15 protein-coding genes are annotated in these 15655 nt (G+C 43.6%); 2 read left to right on the top strand and 13 right to left on the bottom strand.

Annotation, left to right across the window (positions count from 1 at the left end; translation table 11 throughout):
• Positions 1 to 11 precede the first annotated feature (11 nt).
• The 7 genes from ABXT59_RS04310 to ABXT59_RS04280 form a co-directional block, all read right to left on the bottom strand.
• On the bottom strand, positions 12 to 1007 hold the full coding sequence (locus tag ABXT59_RS04310) for an arginase family protein (protein ID WP_443637958.1): 996 nt from the start codon (positions 1005 to 1007) through the stop codon (positions 12 to 14).
• A complete protein-coding gene (locus ABXT59_RS04305; protein ID WP_443637956.1) occupies positions 998 to 1933 on the bottom strand; it encodes an arginase family protein in 936 nt (311 codons plus the stop codon). Before ABXT59_RS04305 ends, ABXT59_RS04310 begins: the two co-directional genes overlap by 10 nt.
• The gene (locus tag ABXT59_RS04300; RefSeq protein WP_443637954.1) at positions 1930 to 2883 is read right to left on the bottom strand and encodes an arginase family protein; all 954 of its coding nucleotides are present in this window, start codon (positions 2881 to 2883) and stop codon (positions 1930 to 1932) included. Before ABXT59_RS04300 ends, ABXT59_RS04305 begins: the two co-directional genes overlap by 4 nt.
• A gap of 70 nt (positions 2884 to 2953) precedes the next feature.
• Complete coding sequence (locus tag ABXT59_RS04295) at positions 2954 to 3763, bottom strand: ABC transporter permease (RefSeq protein WP_443637953.1); 810 nt, start codon at positions 3761 to 3763, stop codon at positions 2954 to 2956.
• 10 nt (positions 3764 to 3773) lie between these two features.
• Positions 3774 to 4676, bottom strand: a complete 903-nt coding sequence (locus ABXT59_RS04290; protein ID WP_443637951.1) for an ABC transporter permease — start codon at positions 4674 to 4676, stop codon at positions 3774 to 3776.
• Entirely contained in the window at positions 4673 to 5761 is a 1089-nt protein-coding gene (locus ABXT59_RS04285) for an ABC transporter ATP-binding protein (protein WP_443637949.1), read from the bottom strand. The genes ABXT59_RS04290 and ABXT59_RS04285 overlap by 4 nt, the downstream gene beginning before the upstream one ends.
• A gap of 78 nt (positions 5762 to 5839) precedes the next feature.
• On the bottom strand, positions 5840 to 6898 hold the full coding sequence (locus tag ABXT59_RS04280; protein ID WP_443637947.1) for an ABC transporter substrate-binding protein: 1059 nt from the start codon (positions 6896 to 6898) through the stop codon (positions 5840 to 5842).
• A 253-nt stretch (positions 6899 to 7151) separates the two neighbouring features.
• Here ABXT59_RS04280 and ABXT59_RS04275 point away from each other — a divergent pair, with 253 nt between their 5' ends.
• Positions 7152 to 7862, top strand: coding sequence for an IclR family transcriptional regulator (locus ABXT59_RS04275; RefSeq protein WP_443637944.1), 711 nt, complete (start codon positions 7152 to 7154; stop codon positions 7860 to 7862).
• A gap of 201 nt (positions 7863 to 8063) precedes the next feature.
• On the opposite strand, the gene ABXT59_RS04270 is transcribed toward ABXT59_RS04275, so the two are convergent.
• The 6 genes from ABXT59_RS04270 to ABXT59_RS04245 form a co-directional block, all read right to left on the bottom strand.
• Entirely contained in the window at positions 8064 to 8351 is a 288-nt protein-coding gene (locus tag ABXT59_RS04270) for a DUF1330 domain-containing protein (RefSeq protein ID WP_443637943.1), read from the bottom strand.
• Positions 8352 to 8510: 159 nt separating this feature from the next.
• Positions 8511 to 9308 carry an inositol monophosphatase family protein gene (locus ABXT59_RS04265; RefSeq protein WP_443637942.1) on the bottom strand — a complete coding sequence of 266 codons (798 nt, stop codon included), beginning with the start codon at positions 9306 to 9308 and terminating at the stop codon, positions 8511 to 8513.
• Between the two features lie 161 nt (positions 9309 to 9469).
• Positions 9470 to 10180, bottom strand: coding sequence for an HAD family hydrolase (locus ABXT59_RS04260; RefSeq protein ID WP_443637941.1), 711 nt, complete (start codon positions 10178 to 10180; stop codon positions 9470 to 9472).
• Complete coding sequence (locus ABXT59_RS04255) at positions 10137 to 11204, bottom strand: ABC transporter ATP-binding protein (protein ID WP_443637940.1); 1068 nt, start codon at positions 11202 to 11204, stop codon at positions 10137 to 10139. The genes ABXT59_RS04260 and ABXT59_RS04255 overlap by 44 nt, the downstream gene beginning before the upstream one ends.
• Entirely contained in the window at positions 11201 to 13417 is a 2217-nt protein-coding gene (locus ABXT59_RS04250; RefSeq protein ID WP_443637938.1) for an ABC transporter permease, read from the bottom strand. Before ABXT59_RS04250 ends, ABXT59_RS04255 begins: the two co-directional genes overlap by 4 nt.
• 3 nt (positions 13418 to 13420) lie before the next feature.
• The gene (locus ABXT59_RS04245) at positions 13421 to 14446 is read right to left on the bottom strand and encodes an ABC transporter substrate-binding protein (RefSeq protein WP_443637937.1); all 1026 of its coding nucleotides are present in this window, start codon (positions 14444 to 14446) and stop codon (positions 13421 to 13423) included.
• 460 nt (positions 14447 to 14906) lie between these two features.
• Here ABXT59_RS04245 and ABXT59_RS04240 point away from each other — a divergent pair, with 460 nt between their 5' ends.
• Positions 14907 to 15647, top strand: a complete 741-nt coding sequence (locus ABXT59_RS04240) for a response regulator transcription factor (RefSeq protein WP_443637936.1) — start codon at positions 14907 to 14909, stop codon at positions 15645 to 15647.
• Positions 15648 to 15655: the final 8 nt, after the last annotated feature.

Genomic DNA, 15655 nt, shown 5'->3' with positions numbered 1-15655 from the left:
TGCCCCTTTTTTTAATTATCATTTGAGTTGATATCGTTCATAAGGCCAAGACGCGAACAGATGTATCCAACGAGTGCAGTAACAATTAATCGTTGACCCGTTTTAACGACGCTTAGCCCGTTTATGGTAGGGTTATGGCCCGTTAAAATTAGGGTAGCTATCGGTGCGCTAGCCAGTGCCACTAAAACTCGCCTTAACAACTTTAGGCTCATTCCGTTAAATACGGGTTGGTCAGACATCCCATGAAGTTCTGAAGATACCGACGATAGATCTAGGTTAATAATCACGGGTACATCTCGGTTCGATAAGGTGTGGCTTAAATCAGTAATCGCCTTAGAGCTCATGTCTTTAAGTTGGCTTGATGAAAGTATTTTTGCACCCGCACCTGAAAGCTCCATTAAAAATTCTACAGATGGATTCTCAGCGGGGGCCAGAATGCAAGTATCTGCCAACTTGACTGCGCCACTTGCCAAGAGAGAATGAAGCGGTGAAGAAGCCTGATGATCCAGCTTTGTATCCGAAGTTCCCGGAGTCTTTCCGCCAATTTGTATGTAAGCAACAGACTTTCCATTGGCAATAGCTCTGGAAACGGGGGCAATAATGCTACTGTCTCCACCCAGAACAATACTCGTGGCATTGCGATTATAAACTTGCGCAATAGTATGGTTGATAAGCTCTTCAGCTTTCGATCTGGTTTGGCCTAAAACTGGAATATCTCCAAGATCAAATAATCGCTCATTGATTGATGACGTATCAAACACCTCTTGCTCGTCAATATTGATGGGATTACTAAATTGCGGGTTAGCATACCAACCAAAATAAACTGACGTTTCTCTGATTGATAAGGGCGAGAAACGGGCGCCAGATTGAAGGTTTTTACTCCCTTCAATGGGCACACCAATAACGGCTAATGTTCCTGCTGATAAGTCTTCAACCTTTGCCCTTACTGATCTCATAAAAGATAGATGACCCGCCATGCGAGGTAATGGAGCATTTCTCAACGGCATAGGGCGCTCTCCTGAGACATTGTTTCAATCACACTTTTTACAATTTCGGCAACAGTGACACTAGCAGCGCTGCCAGAGATATCTAGGTCTGGAATATATCCAGTCACGTCGGCACCGATAATGGGTAGTTTTCCTAATTCAAGGATGAGTGCATTTAACTGCTTTGGTGTCAGTCCAGTTCCAGTGTATGCAGAGTTAGAACGAATGGACGGCAAGGCGAGAACATCGATATCTACACTAAGATAAAAACTAACATTTTTGTCTGGCAAGCCCTTTAGTATTTGTTCCGTTAGCCCGCTTAATGATGTTGACAGTTGTTGCGCTGAACGAACAAAACTACCAGCTAAATACTCAAATTCCTCTAGGGGGTTTGAATCGCTTACCCCTAAAAGCGTAATTGATTTTGAGCCACCACAGTGTTCGCCAAGTTGTCGTGTTGCACATGAACGACTCAGCGGGTTTTTTTGTGGATTTAAGATTTCTGCTGCATCCAAATTGCGTGAAATTCGGATAATGTTCAAATCATGATCTGGCCTTGCCTGTAATTGGCCAGAAACTAAGGCAGGAATAAGACTATAGTCTCCACCCAATGTCAGAAGTTTAGCGCCTGTTTGGTGAATTCTAAAACTTTGTTCTTTAAGAATTGATAGGGTTTTCTGAGGTTCAATAGGAAAAATATTGAGTTCGCCAACATCAATAGTATTATTAGCAGGAGCAATATTTGGTCTGTGGGTTAGCACAGGTAATGAGGCATACCTTAATTGCCGAGCAGCATATCTGGCGCCTGGCTCTCCTTCCGAAAAATGATCACAGAAGAGTCCTGCAACCGCTATTTTTCCTTCTGAAAGATCTTCAATATCACCAATAGGGGCGCCAAAAAAAGAGGGCACTGACAGCATTGAAACCGGCAAATCTGCAGAACTCATAAGGACATTTCCTCAAACAGCCGTTCACCCAGTACTGCTAGAAGCGCCTGCGCAGTGGCATATTGCGAATGGCCTCGAGCATCCAGTAAGGGGGCCACATTGGTTACACCAATGCCTACTAACTGTGATACTACATTAGCTTTAGAAAGAATATCTGTAAGTTGTAATGGCGTTAGGCCACCTACATTAAGCCCTGGCGTCCCAGCTGCATAGCCAGTATCCAAAACTCCAGCATCTATGACACATAAGATTTGTTTGTTTTGGAGGCCAAATTGTTGGATCGCATTAACAGCAACCTCTACACCTTGCTCATGAATAATTTCAGCAGCAATGACATTGCCCTGAATGTCTTCTATCCCTTTCCAGTTTTCATACGGTTGAATGCCATTAGCACCAATAACAAGCAGCGGATAGTTTTCAGGGTTAGTCCTAACCGTCATAAGTGATGACAGCGTTTTAGAGGCCAAACCATTGACTCTTGGTATATCCAATCGGTTTGATATAACGAGCAGCCCAAATTCACTAGTGGAGCTTTGCAGTCCAGCAATCAATCCCTCTAGAATGTGTCCGTCCCCTCCCAAAAGAACGGGCAATCCACCCTGCTCATGCACCCCCGCAGTGACCTGTTCAACTTGTTTTAAAGTATCTATTGTGACTTCAGTACAGTCAGCCAGGTCGCCTAAATCAAGGCCAATAACTTCACTTCTAAAGCGGGTAGCCTTTCCTGAATCAAGTGAGACAACTGTTTTGGATGGCGAGTTAAAATAACAACCCAAAGCACCCATTGTCGCGCGTCGTATAGCCTTAGGACCATTTGAACAGCCACTTCGTCGAGGTAAAGTGGAATCAGCAGGTACACCAAAAACAACAATACTGCCTTGAGAAACTTCTTCTATATTGGTTTCAGAAAATCCAGCATATGTGGTGCTAGCGCTTGTAGATTCACTCATAAGCTTAGTCATTAAATTTCAACCCAATAGTGAACAGCTGGAAAAAATATTCTTGATAACTTTTGGGTAATCATAATTGTTCCTTATTTTTTTGATTTCTATTAAAAATAGAAATCATAACTAAAGCGCTGATAGAGACAAAAATTAAGCAAGTTGATATTGCAGCAATTGTTGGATCAAGCTGATCACGCAATGAGTTAAACATGCGGCGGGTAATCGTAGCGTTGTCCCCACCCGAGACCAGCATCGAAATCACAACCTCGTCCAACGAGGTGATGAAGGCCAAAAAGGCCCCTGTCTGAATCGAAAATTTGACTTGCGGTACAGTGATTGTCCACAAGGCGTATGCTCTGGAAGCACCTAGACTGCGTGCCGCCAGTTCTTGATCGAAATCATAGTTCAATAAACCCGACATCACGGTCACAATCACAAAAGGCAACGCCAGCGCCGTATGGGCGATCACAATTCCGGTAAGCGTATAATTGAGTCCCAGCTTGGCATAAAGGCTAAATACACCTACAGCAATCAGGATCACCGGTACAACAATGGGCATAATTACAAGGATCTGTGCAATATTACGGATCCGTGGGGCAGAACAATGTAGGCCATAAGCACAAAGTGAGCCTAAAGGTGTCGCAATCGCCGTGGTCATCACTGCCGCAATGAGTGACGTCTTGGTGGCGCTCATCCATTCTGGAGATGTGAAATAGGCTGCATACCAGCGAAATGAGAATGACGTTGGCGGGAACTCCAAAAATGAGGCCCCCGAAAACGACATTGGGATCACAATAAGTGTGGGTAGAATCAGAAAGAAAAGCACCGCGATGCCAACCACTGTTAGCCACAGCCCGTCTATTTTTCGTTGTCCAACTTGTTCCATTTCTAGTTCCTCAGCGCATGAATAGTTTGTCGAGGCCAAAGACACGGTTCATCAGCCAGATCATCACCAGTGCCAACAGCAGTAGGACAACGCCCAAAGCTGATGCTGCACCCCAATTGGAATAAATTGTTATGGTACTTTCTATGCGCTGCGCCAACATTTGTACCCGGCCACCGCCCAGCAAAGCGGGTGTAACGAAAAACCCAAGTGACAAGATGAAGACCAGCACGATGCCTGCGAAAAGGCCCGGTAGGGACATCGGAAAAAATACCCTCCAGAATGCCCCACGTGGGCTGGAGCCAAGCCCCACGGCAGCCCTAACTAAATCAGTGTCAATATTGCGCATGGTGGCATAGAGAGGCAAAATCAGAAACGGCAGCATAATATGTACCATGCCAATGATTGATCCCGTAAGGTTGTGCGCGAGTTGTAGCGGCTCCTCAATTATACCAAGCGACATGAGCGACGAATTAATGATGCCATTACGCTGCAACAGAACTAGCCAGGCGTAGGTGCGCACCAGAACCGACGTCCAAAACGGAACCAACACGAAAATCATCAAAATAGCAGCCGTTCTGTCTTTCACCTTGGTCAACAAGTAACACAGCGGATAACCAAGAAGAATACAAATGACCGTCACAGCAATGCTGATCTGAAAGGTGACAACAAAGGTTCGACGATACAAAGCGCTTTCAAAAATACGAGCATAATTTTCTGTGCTCAACTCGCCCGCTGCATTATAAAATGAGAGCGAAGACAGCCAGAAAATCGGCAGAAATACGACAATTAAAATAGCAAGAACTGCAGGCATCGAAAGCCCCAAAAACGTCAAGCGTTCGCGGCGGTCTTCAGCTTTGAGTGTGCTAGCGTTGTGAAATGTTTTAGCTCCCGCATTGCCCTCAGAGATATTCATGACACATGTTCCGGTACGATGATCGTATCTTCTGGGTGCAGGGCCAGACCAATTTTCTCTCCCTTGGAAGGGAGCCCAGTCTGGCCAGCACGGTTAGCAGGTACGCGCACATTAATCATGCCTACACTGTCGTGTTCAACGATAACCAGCACGCTGTCACCTTGATAAATGATGTCGTTGACCCGGCCAGAAAAGTCATTAGCATTTTCAGGCACAGGGCCTGACATGACTTCCAGCAATTCAGGCCGGATCACTAAGCGATGCCCTCCACTACCCGGGGCAATGGCTAAATCAGATTTCAGCACGCGCCCACCAAGTTGCGCCGTATCGTTGGCTACTGTCACCGGCAAGGAAATTGATTCCCCAATAAAGTCCGCCACAAAAAAACTATGAGGCTGACGATATAGTCGCTCAGGGGTATCGATCTGTTCGATGCGCCCATGATTGACTACTGCAATCCGGTCTGACATCGTCAGGGCTTCGCGCTGATCATGGGTCACATAAACAACGGTTGCATCTAATTTTTGATGAAGCGCCTTTAATTCAATCTGCATATGTTCGCGCAACTTTTTGTCAAGAGCCGATAAGGGTTCGTCCATGAGGATAATCCGCGGCTCGAATACCATCGCCCGGGCAAGAGCCACACGCTGCCTTTGGCCACCAGAGAGTTGGGTGATGCGCCGATCCCCATAACCACCAAGCTCTACAGTATCCAGCACACGTTCGACGCGCGTTTTTTGATCACTTTTGGAAACCCCACGAATTTTCAATGGATAGGCTACGTTTTCCGCCACCGTCATGAATGGAAACAGCGCATAGCTTTGAAAGACCATACCAAGGCCACGTTTGTGCGGCGGTGTCGCAATCATTTCTTGATCACCAAACTGGATCGACCCACCGTCAGGGCGCACAAAACCAGCGAGCGCCATCAGAAGTGTCGTCTTGCCCGAGCCCGATGGCCCAAGCAGGGTCAAGAACTCGCCAGCAGCAATATTTAGCGACACATCATCCAGCGCTTTGATTGGTCCATAGGCCTTGCAAAGGCTGGATATTTCGATGGGAAGTGATTGGGCGGTAGACGACATATGGGCTCCTAAACCTGACAAAAAAATTGGCGCAGTACAAATTGCACTACGCCAAAATGGATTACTACAATAGCTGGATTACTGCTGGATCAGCGTATCAAACTCTTCCGTTAGCTCACCCAACTGACCGATGTAAAAATTCGGATCGACCAGAAGTTGCTTGTCATAGTTACTGGGGTGGGTGTTGACTAACAAAGCCTGCTCACCCGAGATAATACCGGTATCAAACGCACCCGTATTTACAGGGCCTAGTGGCATCGTTACCGCCAGCCGCGCCTGCGCTTCAGCACTTAGCAATTCATTGATTAGACGCATCGCATTCTCAACATTTGGAGCACCTTTAGGCACTAACAAGCAATCAACGTCCATGGTACCGCCATCAAATGCATAAGCGACATCAATGCCAGATTTGATCACACTCTCCACACGGTTATGACCCATATGGATCACGTCCACTTCACCATCACGCAATAATTGTGCTGATTGCGAACCACCACGATACCAAACAGTGACTTCAGGTGCGATCTCTCCTAACTTGGCCCAAGCGCGCGCCATACCTTTATCTGTTGCCAAAGTGTCATAAACTTTTGCCATCGGCACACCATCAGCCATAAGGGCTGCCTCAAGGTTGTAGTTCACCTTGCCGTGCATGCCACGCTTGCCAGGGAATTTTTCTAGATCCCAGAACTCTGCCCAGTTGGACGGACCATTGTCGCCAAAGGCATCCTTGCGATAGGCAATCACCTTGGTGAAGTTGATAAAGCCAATGTAGTTTTCGTGGATTAGTTCTTTGGGGATACCTGTTGTATCAACAATCGAATAATCAATTGGCTCAAGACTACCCTCACGACTAAGTGTTTCACACGAGGGTAAATCCTGCTCTGTTACATCCCAAGCAACAGCACCTGCTGTGATCTGTGCACGCACGTCTTGAATGCCGTTTGTCGTATCTTCCTTGACCGTTATATTTAGCTTGCTCGCTGCGGGTGCTAACATTGATGAACGAATAGCATCCTGAAATGATCCACCCCATGACGCAAACGTCACACTATCTCCTGCTGCATTAGCAACATTGCCAACACCAATACCTAAGCCCATAGTAAGAGTTAAGGAAATAATTTTTGAATATTTTTTCATTTGTAAGCCCTTTATTTTATTTTAATTGCTTCATGACTTGAAACAAGCGTGTATTTCGCTCTATGAAACAATATTTCATTTTAGATATTTCCAATGAAAAGTCAAGCCTAAATTTAATAAAATGAAATTATGTTTCATTTTATATTACGTCTTTCTAAAATCATGTTAGAATTTTAGTAGGTTATAAATAGAGCTCTTCAATGATTGGATTTTCCCAAATGCCCAATAAAGAGCCTCTAAAAAGGATATGTAAATGACGAAGTCGACAGAAGGTTCCAAACCTATTAAAAGTGGGGTTGAGTCAGTGGAACGAGCTCTGCGTTTACTTGAGGCATTTAATATGGGGGATAACGGTCTGGCTCTTAAACAGCTTGCGCAAAGAACTGGCCTAGATAAAGCCACGATATTACGACTCAGTGTGTCACTTGAAAAGTTTGGTTACCTTACTCGTGATTATGAAGGTATTTTTCATCTTGGATCATCACTTTGGCGTCTTAGTTCAATTTACCGAGATAACCTTCAACTGGGAAATCTTATTCGACCAGCTCTGATTGCACTTGTTGAAAAAACAGAAGAAACTGCTGCATTTCACGTCTTGCGAGGCGATTCAGGTGTCGTTCTTTATTGCGAGAATTCTAAAAGACGGATGCGGTATCATATTGATGAAGGAGAAATAACTCCACTTAATGTGGGCTCTTCTGGAAAGGTTCTAGAGGCCTTTGTAAATCCTAAAACATCTCAGTCTAAAATAATCCAGAATCAGGGATACTACATTAGTCATGGCGAGCGTGACCCTGATATTGCAGGTATTACTGTGCCTATTTTGGGACGTGATCGTGAGCTTATTGGTGTAATCTCATTATCAGGGCTGACAAGTAGATTTACTGACGAGAATATTGAAAGCTTTCTAGAGGCTCTCATGTCTACCTCTAAACAAGTTTGCTTAGCTTTTGGAAGTAAGTAATATAATTTTAAATAGTTTTTATTTGCTATAAAGCCAACTGAGTTTTTCAATAATTTGAAGTGTTGTTTTGAAACTGGCAGTTTTAGTACCTTTAATGTAAATAGACAGATTTCATTTTTGGTACGCAAATGAATACATATTCAGCTTAATAAATAACATTAGCCTTATGTCGCCTAGCATATAGATTTTAAGCAATTACCCTTAAAAGGAGTTTACCAACACAAAGTCAAACGCCCCCGTATGCTCTCGTAAAGGCTTAACACTCTGATATTCTTTACTTTGGTACCAGCTTTTTGCATCTTCGATGCTGGGGAACTGAAAAATAATTGTACGATCTTTGTCATGTGATCCTTCCAAAACCTCACTCAAGCTACCCCCAAGCAAATAAGTGCCTTGGTAGCGCTCCAAAGAAGGCCCTGCAGCCTTTACATAATGTTCAAATGCATCCGCGTCTGTAAGCTTTGAGTGGACAATTAAAAAAGCTGGCATAGTGTTTTTCTCATGGGTTAATGGCCTTAGCCCTGTGCTTTGCAGATGTCATAACAAGGATCCATAGGCAAGAATAAGATTAAAATTACACAATTTTTCATTTAAAGTAAACGCGGATAAATGCCTAACCTTGGCAGTAGTAGGCACTAAATAGCAAGTTCATGGTAAATAGGTCTCATTGGCGATTTGGACCATCTCGTCAAAAACACCAGGACCTGCTGCCACCACTCGGCCTCCATTTATAAGCATATCGTTAGCACTTTGATGTTCAACACAGCCGCCCGCCTCAGCGATCAAAAGCTGTCCTGCTAAACAATCCCATGCATTCATATGAGGTTCAGCATAGCCAATCAAACGCCCTGCTGCTACATAAGATAACATCAATGCGCCGGATGCATTGCGATAAAATATGCCCCCACGATCTACTAACTTTTTAATATAAGACACCGTTAAATCCGTCGACGTGCGCCCATTCATGCCAATGCCTGTACTGCCAATACTCAAAGTCGTTGAAGGTGAAACCTGCATAGGTTTGTCATTTAAAAAAGCACCGGCACCCATTGCACCCCAAAACATTTCGTGATGACTAGGTTCATATACCACACCTAATTTGGTTTGATCATCGTGAACACAAGCAAGCACAACACACCATGATGGAATTGCTGTGAGAAAATTGGCTGTGCCATCTATAGGGTCTATGACCCAGGTGTAGCCAGAGGTGCCTGCAACATTGGCATGTTCCTCACCCACAATACCGTCATTTGGATAGCTTTCGGCAATGTGTTGACGTATAAAAACTTCCACTTCTAAATCGGCATTTGAAACGAGATCTTGGGCACCCTTTTGTTGGACAACTAGGTCACCAATTGATGCAAAAAAGACCATGGCTTTTTCACCTGCTTTTTTTGTTAACGTTTTTGCAAAATCAAGTCGTGTGCGAATCTCTAAATCAGCCATAAATACTCCCTATCAACATTAATTTTAATACTTACCTATCAAAATTGGTCAATCACACGTATTCAAAAGCCCTTAACAGCAATAACCTATAGTTAATGCAATGAAAATACGATTAACATTCGCCACAACTCATCATGTTTAGGATTAAGCTTCAAGACCTGTCATTGGGTTTCTACAAGATTAATATCCGCTATGTTTTTGGCAAACATCTCACAAGCAAAGCCACTTAATTCTATGGATGAGCCAACACCTACCGTTTTAATGCCTGCTGCAATAGAAGACGTTAATCCGGCTGCTGCGTCCTCGAAGACGATCGCATGGCTGGAAGCAATATTAAGCAAACGCAGTGTCTCAACATAGGGAAGCTTATCTGGTTTTCCCCTGCTTAAAGATTCAGTGGATACAACGATGTTAATACAAGCTTCAATGCCCAATAATTTTAAGCATTTTTGAATGGCTTTCATAGGCGCAGATGAACAAATGGCTACTGCAAAACCCTTGCTTGAAAAGTTTCTTATTAACTTTGAAGCGCCAGGGATCTCTTGCACATGGTTATCGTAGCGGGCCAATGCTCTTTCAATAATAGCTATTTGAATGAGTGGTACGTTGGCCGGGGCAATCACTTCCTTCACAAAATCTGTAACGCTGCGCCCCACATAGGCCAACATGACCTGCTGACTCACTTTAACCTTCTCACGCTTAGCAATGTATTGCTTTGCCTCAGTCCAAACAGCTTCACTTTCAACAAGGGTTCCATCTAAGTCAAAAATTACTGCTTTTATGTTTGTGAGTGACAGCTGCTGATCGTCATAACAGAGTAACATTTCATTAAGAAACTGGCAGTAAAACAGGGCCCGTTTGCGAAAAGCCAACCACAACTTCCTGCCCGATAGAAAGTGGGTTATCAACGTCATCTCGCACGGCAAACATGGTTGAAAAGCCAGACACTAAGGTGTATTCCATCCGGCTGCCAACATAAGTGGCTTTGCTTACCACCGCGTTAAAACCCTCAGCCGCTCCGATGACTAGCCGTGATGGCCTAATCGCAATAATCGCTGCACCTTGAGCAACACCTCTTGAGGGTAGCGTTGTGTGAAAATCACCTAATAAAACGTTTGCTACTTCGCCATTAACAGCTGTAACTTCACAAGGTAGCAAATTCGCTTCGCCAATAAAATCAGCAACAAATGTATCTGCCGGTGTGTCATAAAGCTGGCGAGGCGTTCCCATCTGAGCAATTGAAGCATTACGCATCACCACAATCTCATCTGACACGGCAAGGGCTTCCTCTTGGTCATGTGTCACATAGACCACTGTTAACCCAAGGTTTTGTTGAATTTCTCGTATTTCTTCACGCACTTGGCGCCGCAGTTTTGCATCTAAGTTTGAGAGTGGTTCGTCAAACAACAAAACCTGAGGTTCCAGAACCAAGGCCCGTGCCACGGCAACTCTTTGCTGCTGGCCCCCTGAAAGCGCACTGGGCAGCCGTTCGCTATAATCCTTTAAACCCACAAGATCTAAGCCCGCGTGCGCGCGTTCAAGCGTTTCTACTTTATTAAAACCTGAAAACCCTAAGCCATATGAAACATTTTCAAGCACCGTCATATGTGGGAATAAGGCATATGACTGAAAGACCATGGAGACGTCACGATCAGTCGCTGGCAAGTTTGTGACATCGACGTCACCAATAAAAATTTGACCTTTAGTCGCCATTTCAAGACCTGCGACCATTCTTAATGTAGTTGTTTTTCCACAACCTGATGGCCCTAGCAAGGTGACTAACTTTCCCGCCTCAATCTCTAGGTTAATTTGGTCAATGGCGGTTACATCACTGCCATACATTTTAGTGACGTTGCGAAAACTAACGGTTGCAGCTTTGCTGTTAATATCAGTCATGATTTTCTCTTTGCGGCGCTCTCCCGCCTCCCTATTTTTGTTCGCCCAACCAATAATTGCAGAAGTCCCACCGCCAACAACATTACAAATATTAGCGTTGTAGAATATGCAATAGCTAAACCATAATCATTATTTTCAACCCTGCCAATAATATAACTTGTCGCCATATCGTACTTGGCCGAAACTAAAAATATTACTGCCGAAATAGCGGTCATCGCTCGCACAAAACTATAGACCAATGCGGCTAAAATAGCGGGCTTTAGCAAAGGTAATATAATCTTACAGAATGTTTGCCAACTATTGGCTCCCAGTGTCAGTGAGGATTCATCTAGTGATTTATCCAGCTGAGACATACTTGCAATACCGGCTCTTACACCCACCGGCATATTGCGGAAAATGAAACTAATGACAAGAATAGCTCCCGTGCCAGTGAGTTCAATGGGTGGGACATTAAAGGCCAAGATGTAACTAACGCCTATGACAGTGCCCGGGATGGCGAACGATAGCATGGTGCCGAATTCGAATGCATTTTTGCCTCTGAAACTTTGACGGGTCAGTAAATAAGCCGTTATCAAGCCCACCGCGGCTGTTAGCGGTGCAGCAATGGTTGCAATCTGAATGGTGGTCCAAAAACTGTCCCATGCAGAGCCAGTCCATTGCCAACCTTTTTCTGTAATTCGCACCGAAAATGCGGTCACATAATGTTTGAAGGTTAGGGTGTTATCCACACCCCAAAGCTTAACCGTGCTGCCATATACGATCATGCCATAAATAGTGACGGTAAAAGTGCTCCAAATGGCAGCAATTGCTAACACTGGTATAGCCAAGCCACGGGGCATCAATGGGTGAACGCCACTATCGCCTTTTCCAGAAACCGTGGTATATGATTTTTTACCCAGCCATTTTCGCTGCGCAAAAAACGCCGTTAGGGTAAAGCCAAGTAATACAATGGCCAGCACAGCTGCCCTGCCTTGGTCATATTGTGCACCCACTATGGCAAAGAAGATTTCAGTGGATAACACGTCAAAATTGCCGCCTAAAATGAGTGGATTACCAAAGTCAGCCATACTTTCAATAAAACCAAGCAAGAATGCATTGGCTAGTCCTGGGCGCATTAACGGTAATGATACCGTTTTAAAGACCTGCCAACGTGACGCACGCAGCGTCTGTGCAGCTTCTTCCATGGAAGGGCTAACGCCCTCAACCACACCAATAAGCACTAAGAATGCAATGGGAGTATAGGCCAGCACCTGTGCAATCATGAGTCCTGGCAAACCATATAGCCAACGCGTAGGTTCTAGGCCAAACAACTCACTGAAAAATTGGGTGATCGACCCAGACAAACCAAACATAAGAATGAGAGCCAGCCCAATAACAAAGGGCGGCGTGATGATGGGTAAAATTGTTAGTGCACGAACTGCACGTCGGTACTTAAAGCCTGAGCGGGTAACAACTAATGCAAAAATTAAACCTAAAACAGTAGTCAAAAACCCAACGCAAACTGCCAAAAATAATGAATTCCACGCCACACCGCAGCGACCCGTGCCAACAACACAGCTAAGCCCCCATAATCTATCATCAAAGAACTTGCTGGCAAAAACGATAAACGAATAGGATCCATCTTCGGTAATAAATGCTGACATCAACATATTAACAATGGGGAAAAATACAAAGGCACCAACAATGGCAAGCACAAACCCAATAGCGCCAACCACAAACACATCACCATTAATCGCACCACGCGCAGCGATACCTTGAGTCAACAAAAACAAAAATGAACTTGCAAGAAATAATCCGCCATATCCCATGCCGAATTGGCGGCCATCCAACTTACCAAATAAAGTGGACAGCCACTCATAATTCCAACCCCGAATACCTATACTAAAGCCCTGAATAATGAGCCAACTAAAGCCAATCGCTCCTGTCAGAATTAATATTTGGGCATACAAGGGATCACTCTTTTCACGTTTAAATGCGAAAAGAGGCATGATCAACGGTATCAGCAGAGGCGTAAGCCAGAGCTTTTCACCTTGCATGATTAAAAATGCCGCCGGTGCATAATTTTTATCAAAAGGATAACCGTCAACCAACCACTGGCCAGAGAATAGCCCGCCATCTACTAGATACCATGGTAATAAAAGAAAGCTGACCCAGCCCACCAAAATCCATAAAATCAGGGTCGGCTGGGAAAGTGTCTTGGTTGACGTTGTCACGATTTATTGTGCCAAGGTTGAGATGTCTTCATCCCATTTAGACAACAAACGACGACGTTCAGCAGATGAACCATACAAAGTGAAATTATAATCAATCAACTTAATATCATCCATATTGGGTGCTGCTGGTGAAGTATTAGAGCTCTTATTTGATGGCACTTGGAAAGCGTTAACTTCTAGAGCAAGATTTTGTGCTTCAGTTGTTAAAGCCCAATCATAAAAGGCTTTTGCACTGTCTTCATTACGTGCACCATCGATGATTGACATTGAACCAATCTCATATCCAGTGCCTTCACAAGGTGCAACAACAGTGATCGGGAATCCTGCTACTGCTTGTTTTACCGCATCGTGCATAAATACGATACCCACAGTAGATTCACCACGTGCAGCTGCTTTAATTGGGGCAGAGCCTGATTTAGTATATTGGTTGATATTTGCGTGCAGGCCGGCCATAAATTCAAAGCCCTTATCTTCACCAAATAACTGAACTATTGTTGCAAGTGTAGTGTAGGCAGTGCCCGATGAGTTCGGATTTGCCATCTGCACGTGCCCATCAAAAGAAGGATCTAGTAAATCAGCCCAACATGTTGGAGCTTTAAGACCGGCCGCTTTTAACAAATCAGTGTTATACCCATAACCAAGGGCACCAGAATAAATACCAATGGTGCGGTTACCAGAGCTTTCAGCTTGGGAGATGGCCCAAGGATGCAGCTGATCGCGCATTGGCGACATATACTTCATGGTTAAGTCTTCTTCAGCCGCTTGAAGATGCGGATCGCCTGTACCACCCCACCAAATATCACCACGTGGATTAGATGACTCAGCTTTAATTTGAGCAAATGTTTCACCCGAACTTTTACGGGTCATATTGACCTCAATCCCTGATGTTTCCTCAAAGGTGTTGGCAACCAATTGGCACCAATCTTCTTGGGCAGAGCAATATAATGTGAGGCTGGCAGCTTGTGCCGTTCCCGCTGCAGCGACCAGCGTAAATGCTGATGTTGCAAGTAGTTTTTTAAGTGTGGTCATACCTTTCTCCAATGTTTAATCCACCTTTTTGGCGGTTCTATTTATTATTGAACGGCACTCATAAAGTGCAGTACCTTCGATACACTACAGGGTAATTATGCAAGTAACAATGCGCGTCTAAGCTAATAAAAATCACTATATATGATTAATAATTTTAAGATTACGTTTATAAATCAAAGAAATAGCTCGTAGTTGGTTGAGTTATGAAGAGTGAAATAAAGTGTGCGGTGGATCAATAAAAATTTGGTTATTTTTGTTACCTATTCGGTCCATTGCTAGCAATATTACCAACTTTATAAACTCTCATAAAATAACTAATATGAATGGACATTCTAGTAACATTTGTAACATTTGTAACATTAGAAAGATAAAATACGCACTTCTGGCGTGTTATTTGGGTTAGGGTAACGATGTTTGGGTTATACTTTAAGCGGTAAATTTTATACCTCGAGGCGACATAGTGAAGAAAAATAACAAAATACTCATTATTGATGACGATGAAGACATACTGACTTTTTTAAGTGATTTTTTAAAAGATTTTGAGTTCGAAACGTATACGCACACAGACGGAAATGAAATTTTAGAAAAAATTGATCGTCATAAAATTGATCTGGTATTGGTAGACCTTAGGCTGAATAAAGAAAGCGGGCTAGATATCGCAAAAGACATCCAGAAATACCGTAAAATACCAATAATAATGATGTCTGGCATTACTGATGATATTGAGAAGATTGTTGGTTTGGAATCTGTCATTGATGAATTCGTTGAAAAACCTTTTAATCCAAGGCTGCTGGTAGCAAAAATACGTGCTGCTCTTAGGCGTGTTGAAAGCAATTCTTTTGAACACCGTATCGCTAAAGATATATCCACGTTTTCGGTAGAAGATTTTTTCTTTGATGATTATAAACTTGATAGTAAAAAATGCCTTTTAACGCATTCAACGTTGGGCTATATAGAAATGACCAATACAGAATTTAGGTTGTTAGAGCTATTTGTTAGTCACCCTAATATTATATTCTCCAGAGACGCTTTATTAGAAAAACTAGGTCTAGAATCATCAACACTTATGATGCGTAATATTGATGTATTAATCCTGAGAGTGAGGCGAAAAATAGAACCAAATCCTTCAAGACCAAAATACTTACAGACTAGGCGTAATAGGGGCTATATATTCTGTCTTAATAACGATAGTGATATATAGAATGTTTA

The organism is Candidatus Njordibacter sp. Uisw_058 (genome assembly GCF_047730065.1).
Taxonomy (GTDB): domain Bacteria; phylum Pseudomonadota; class Gammaproteobacteria; order Pseudomonadales; family Balneatricaceae; genus Njordibacter.
The sequence above is the reverse complement of the archived record's forward strand: the minus strand, read 5'-3'. Positions and strand labels throughout refer to the sequence as shown.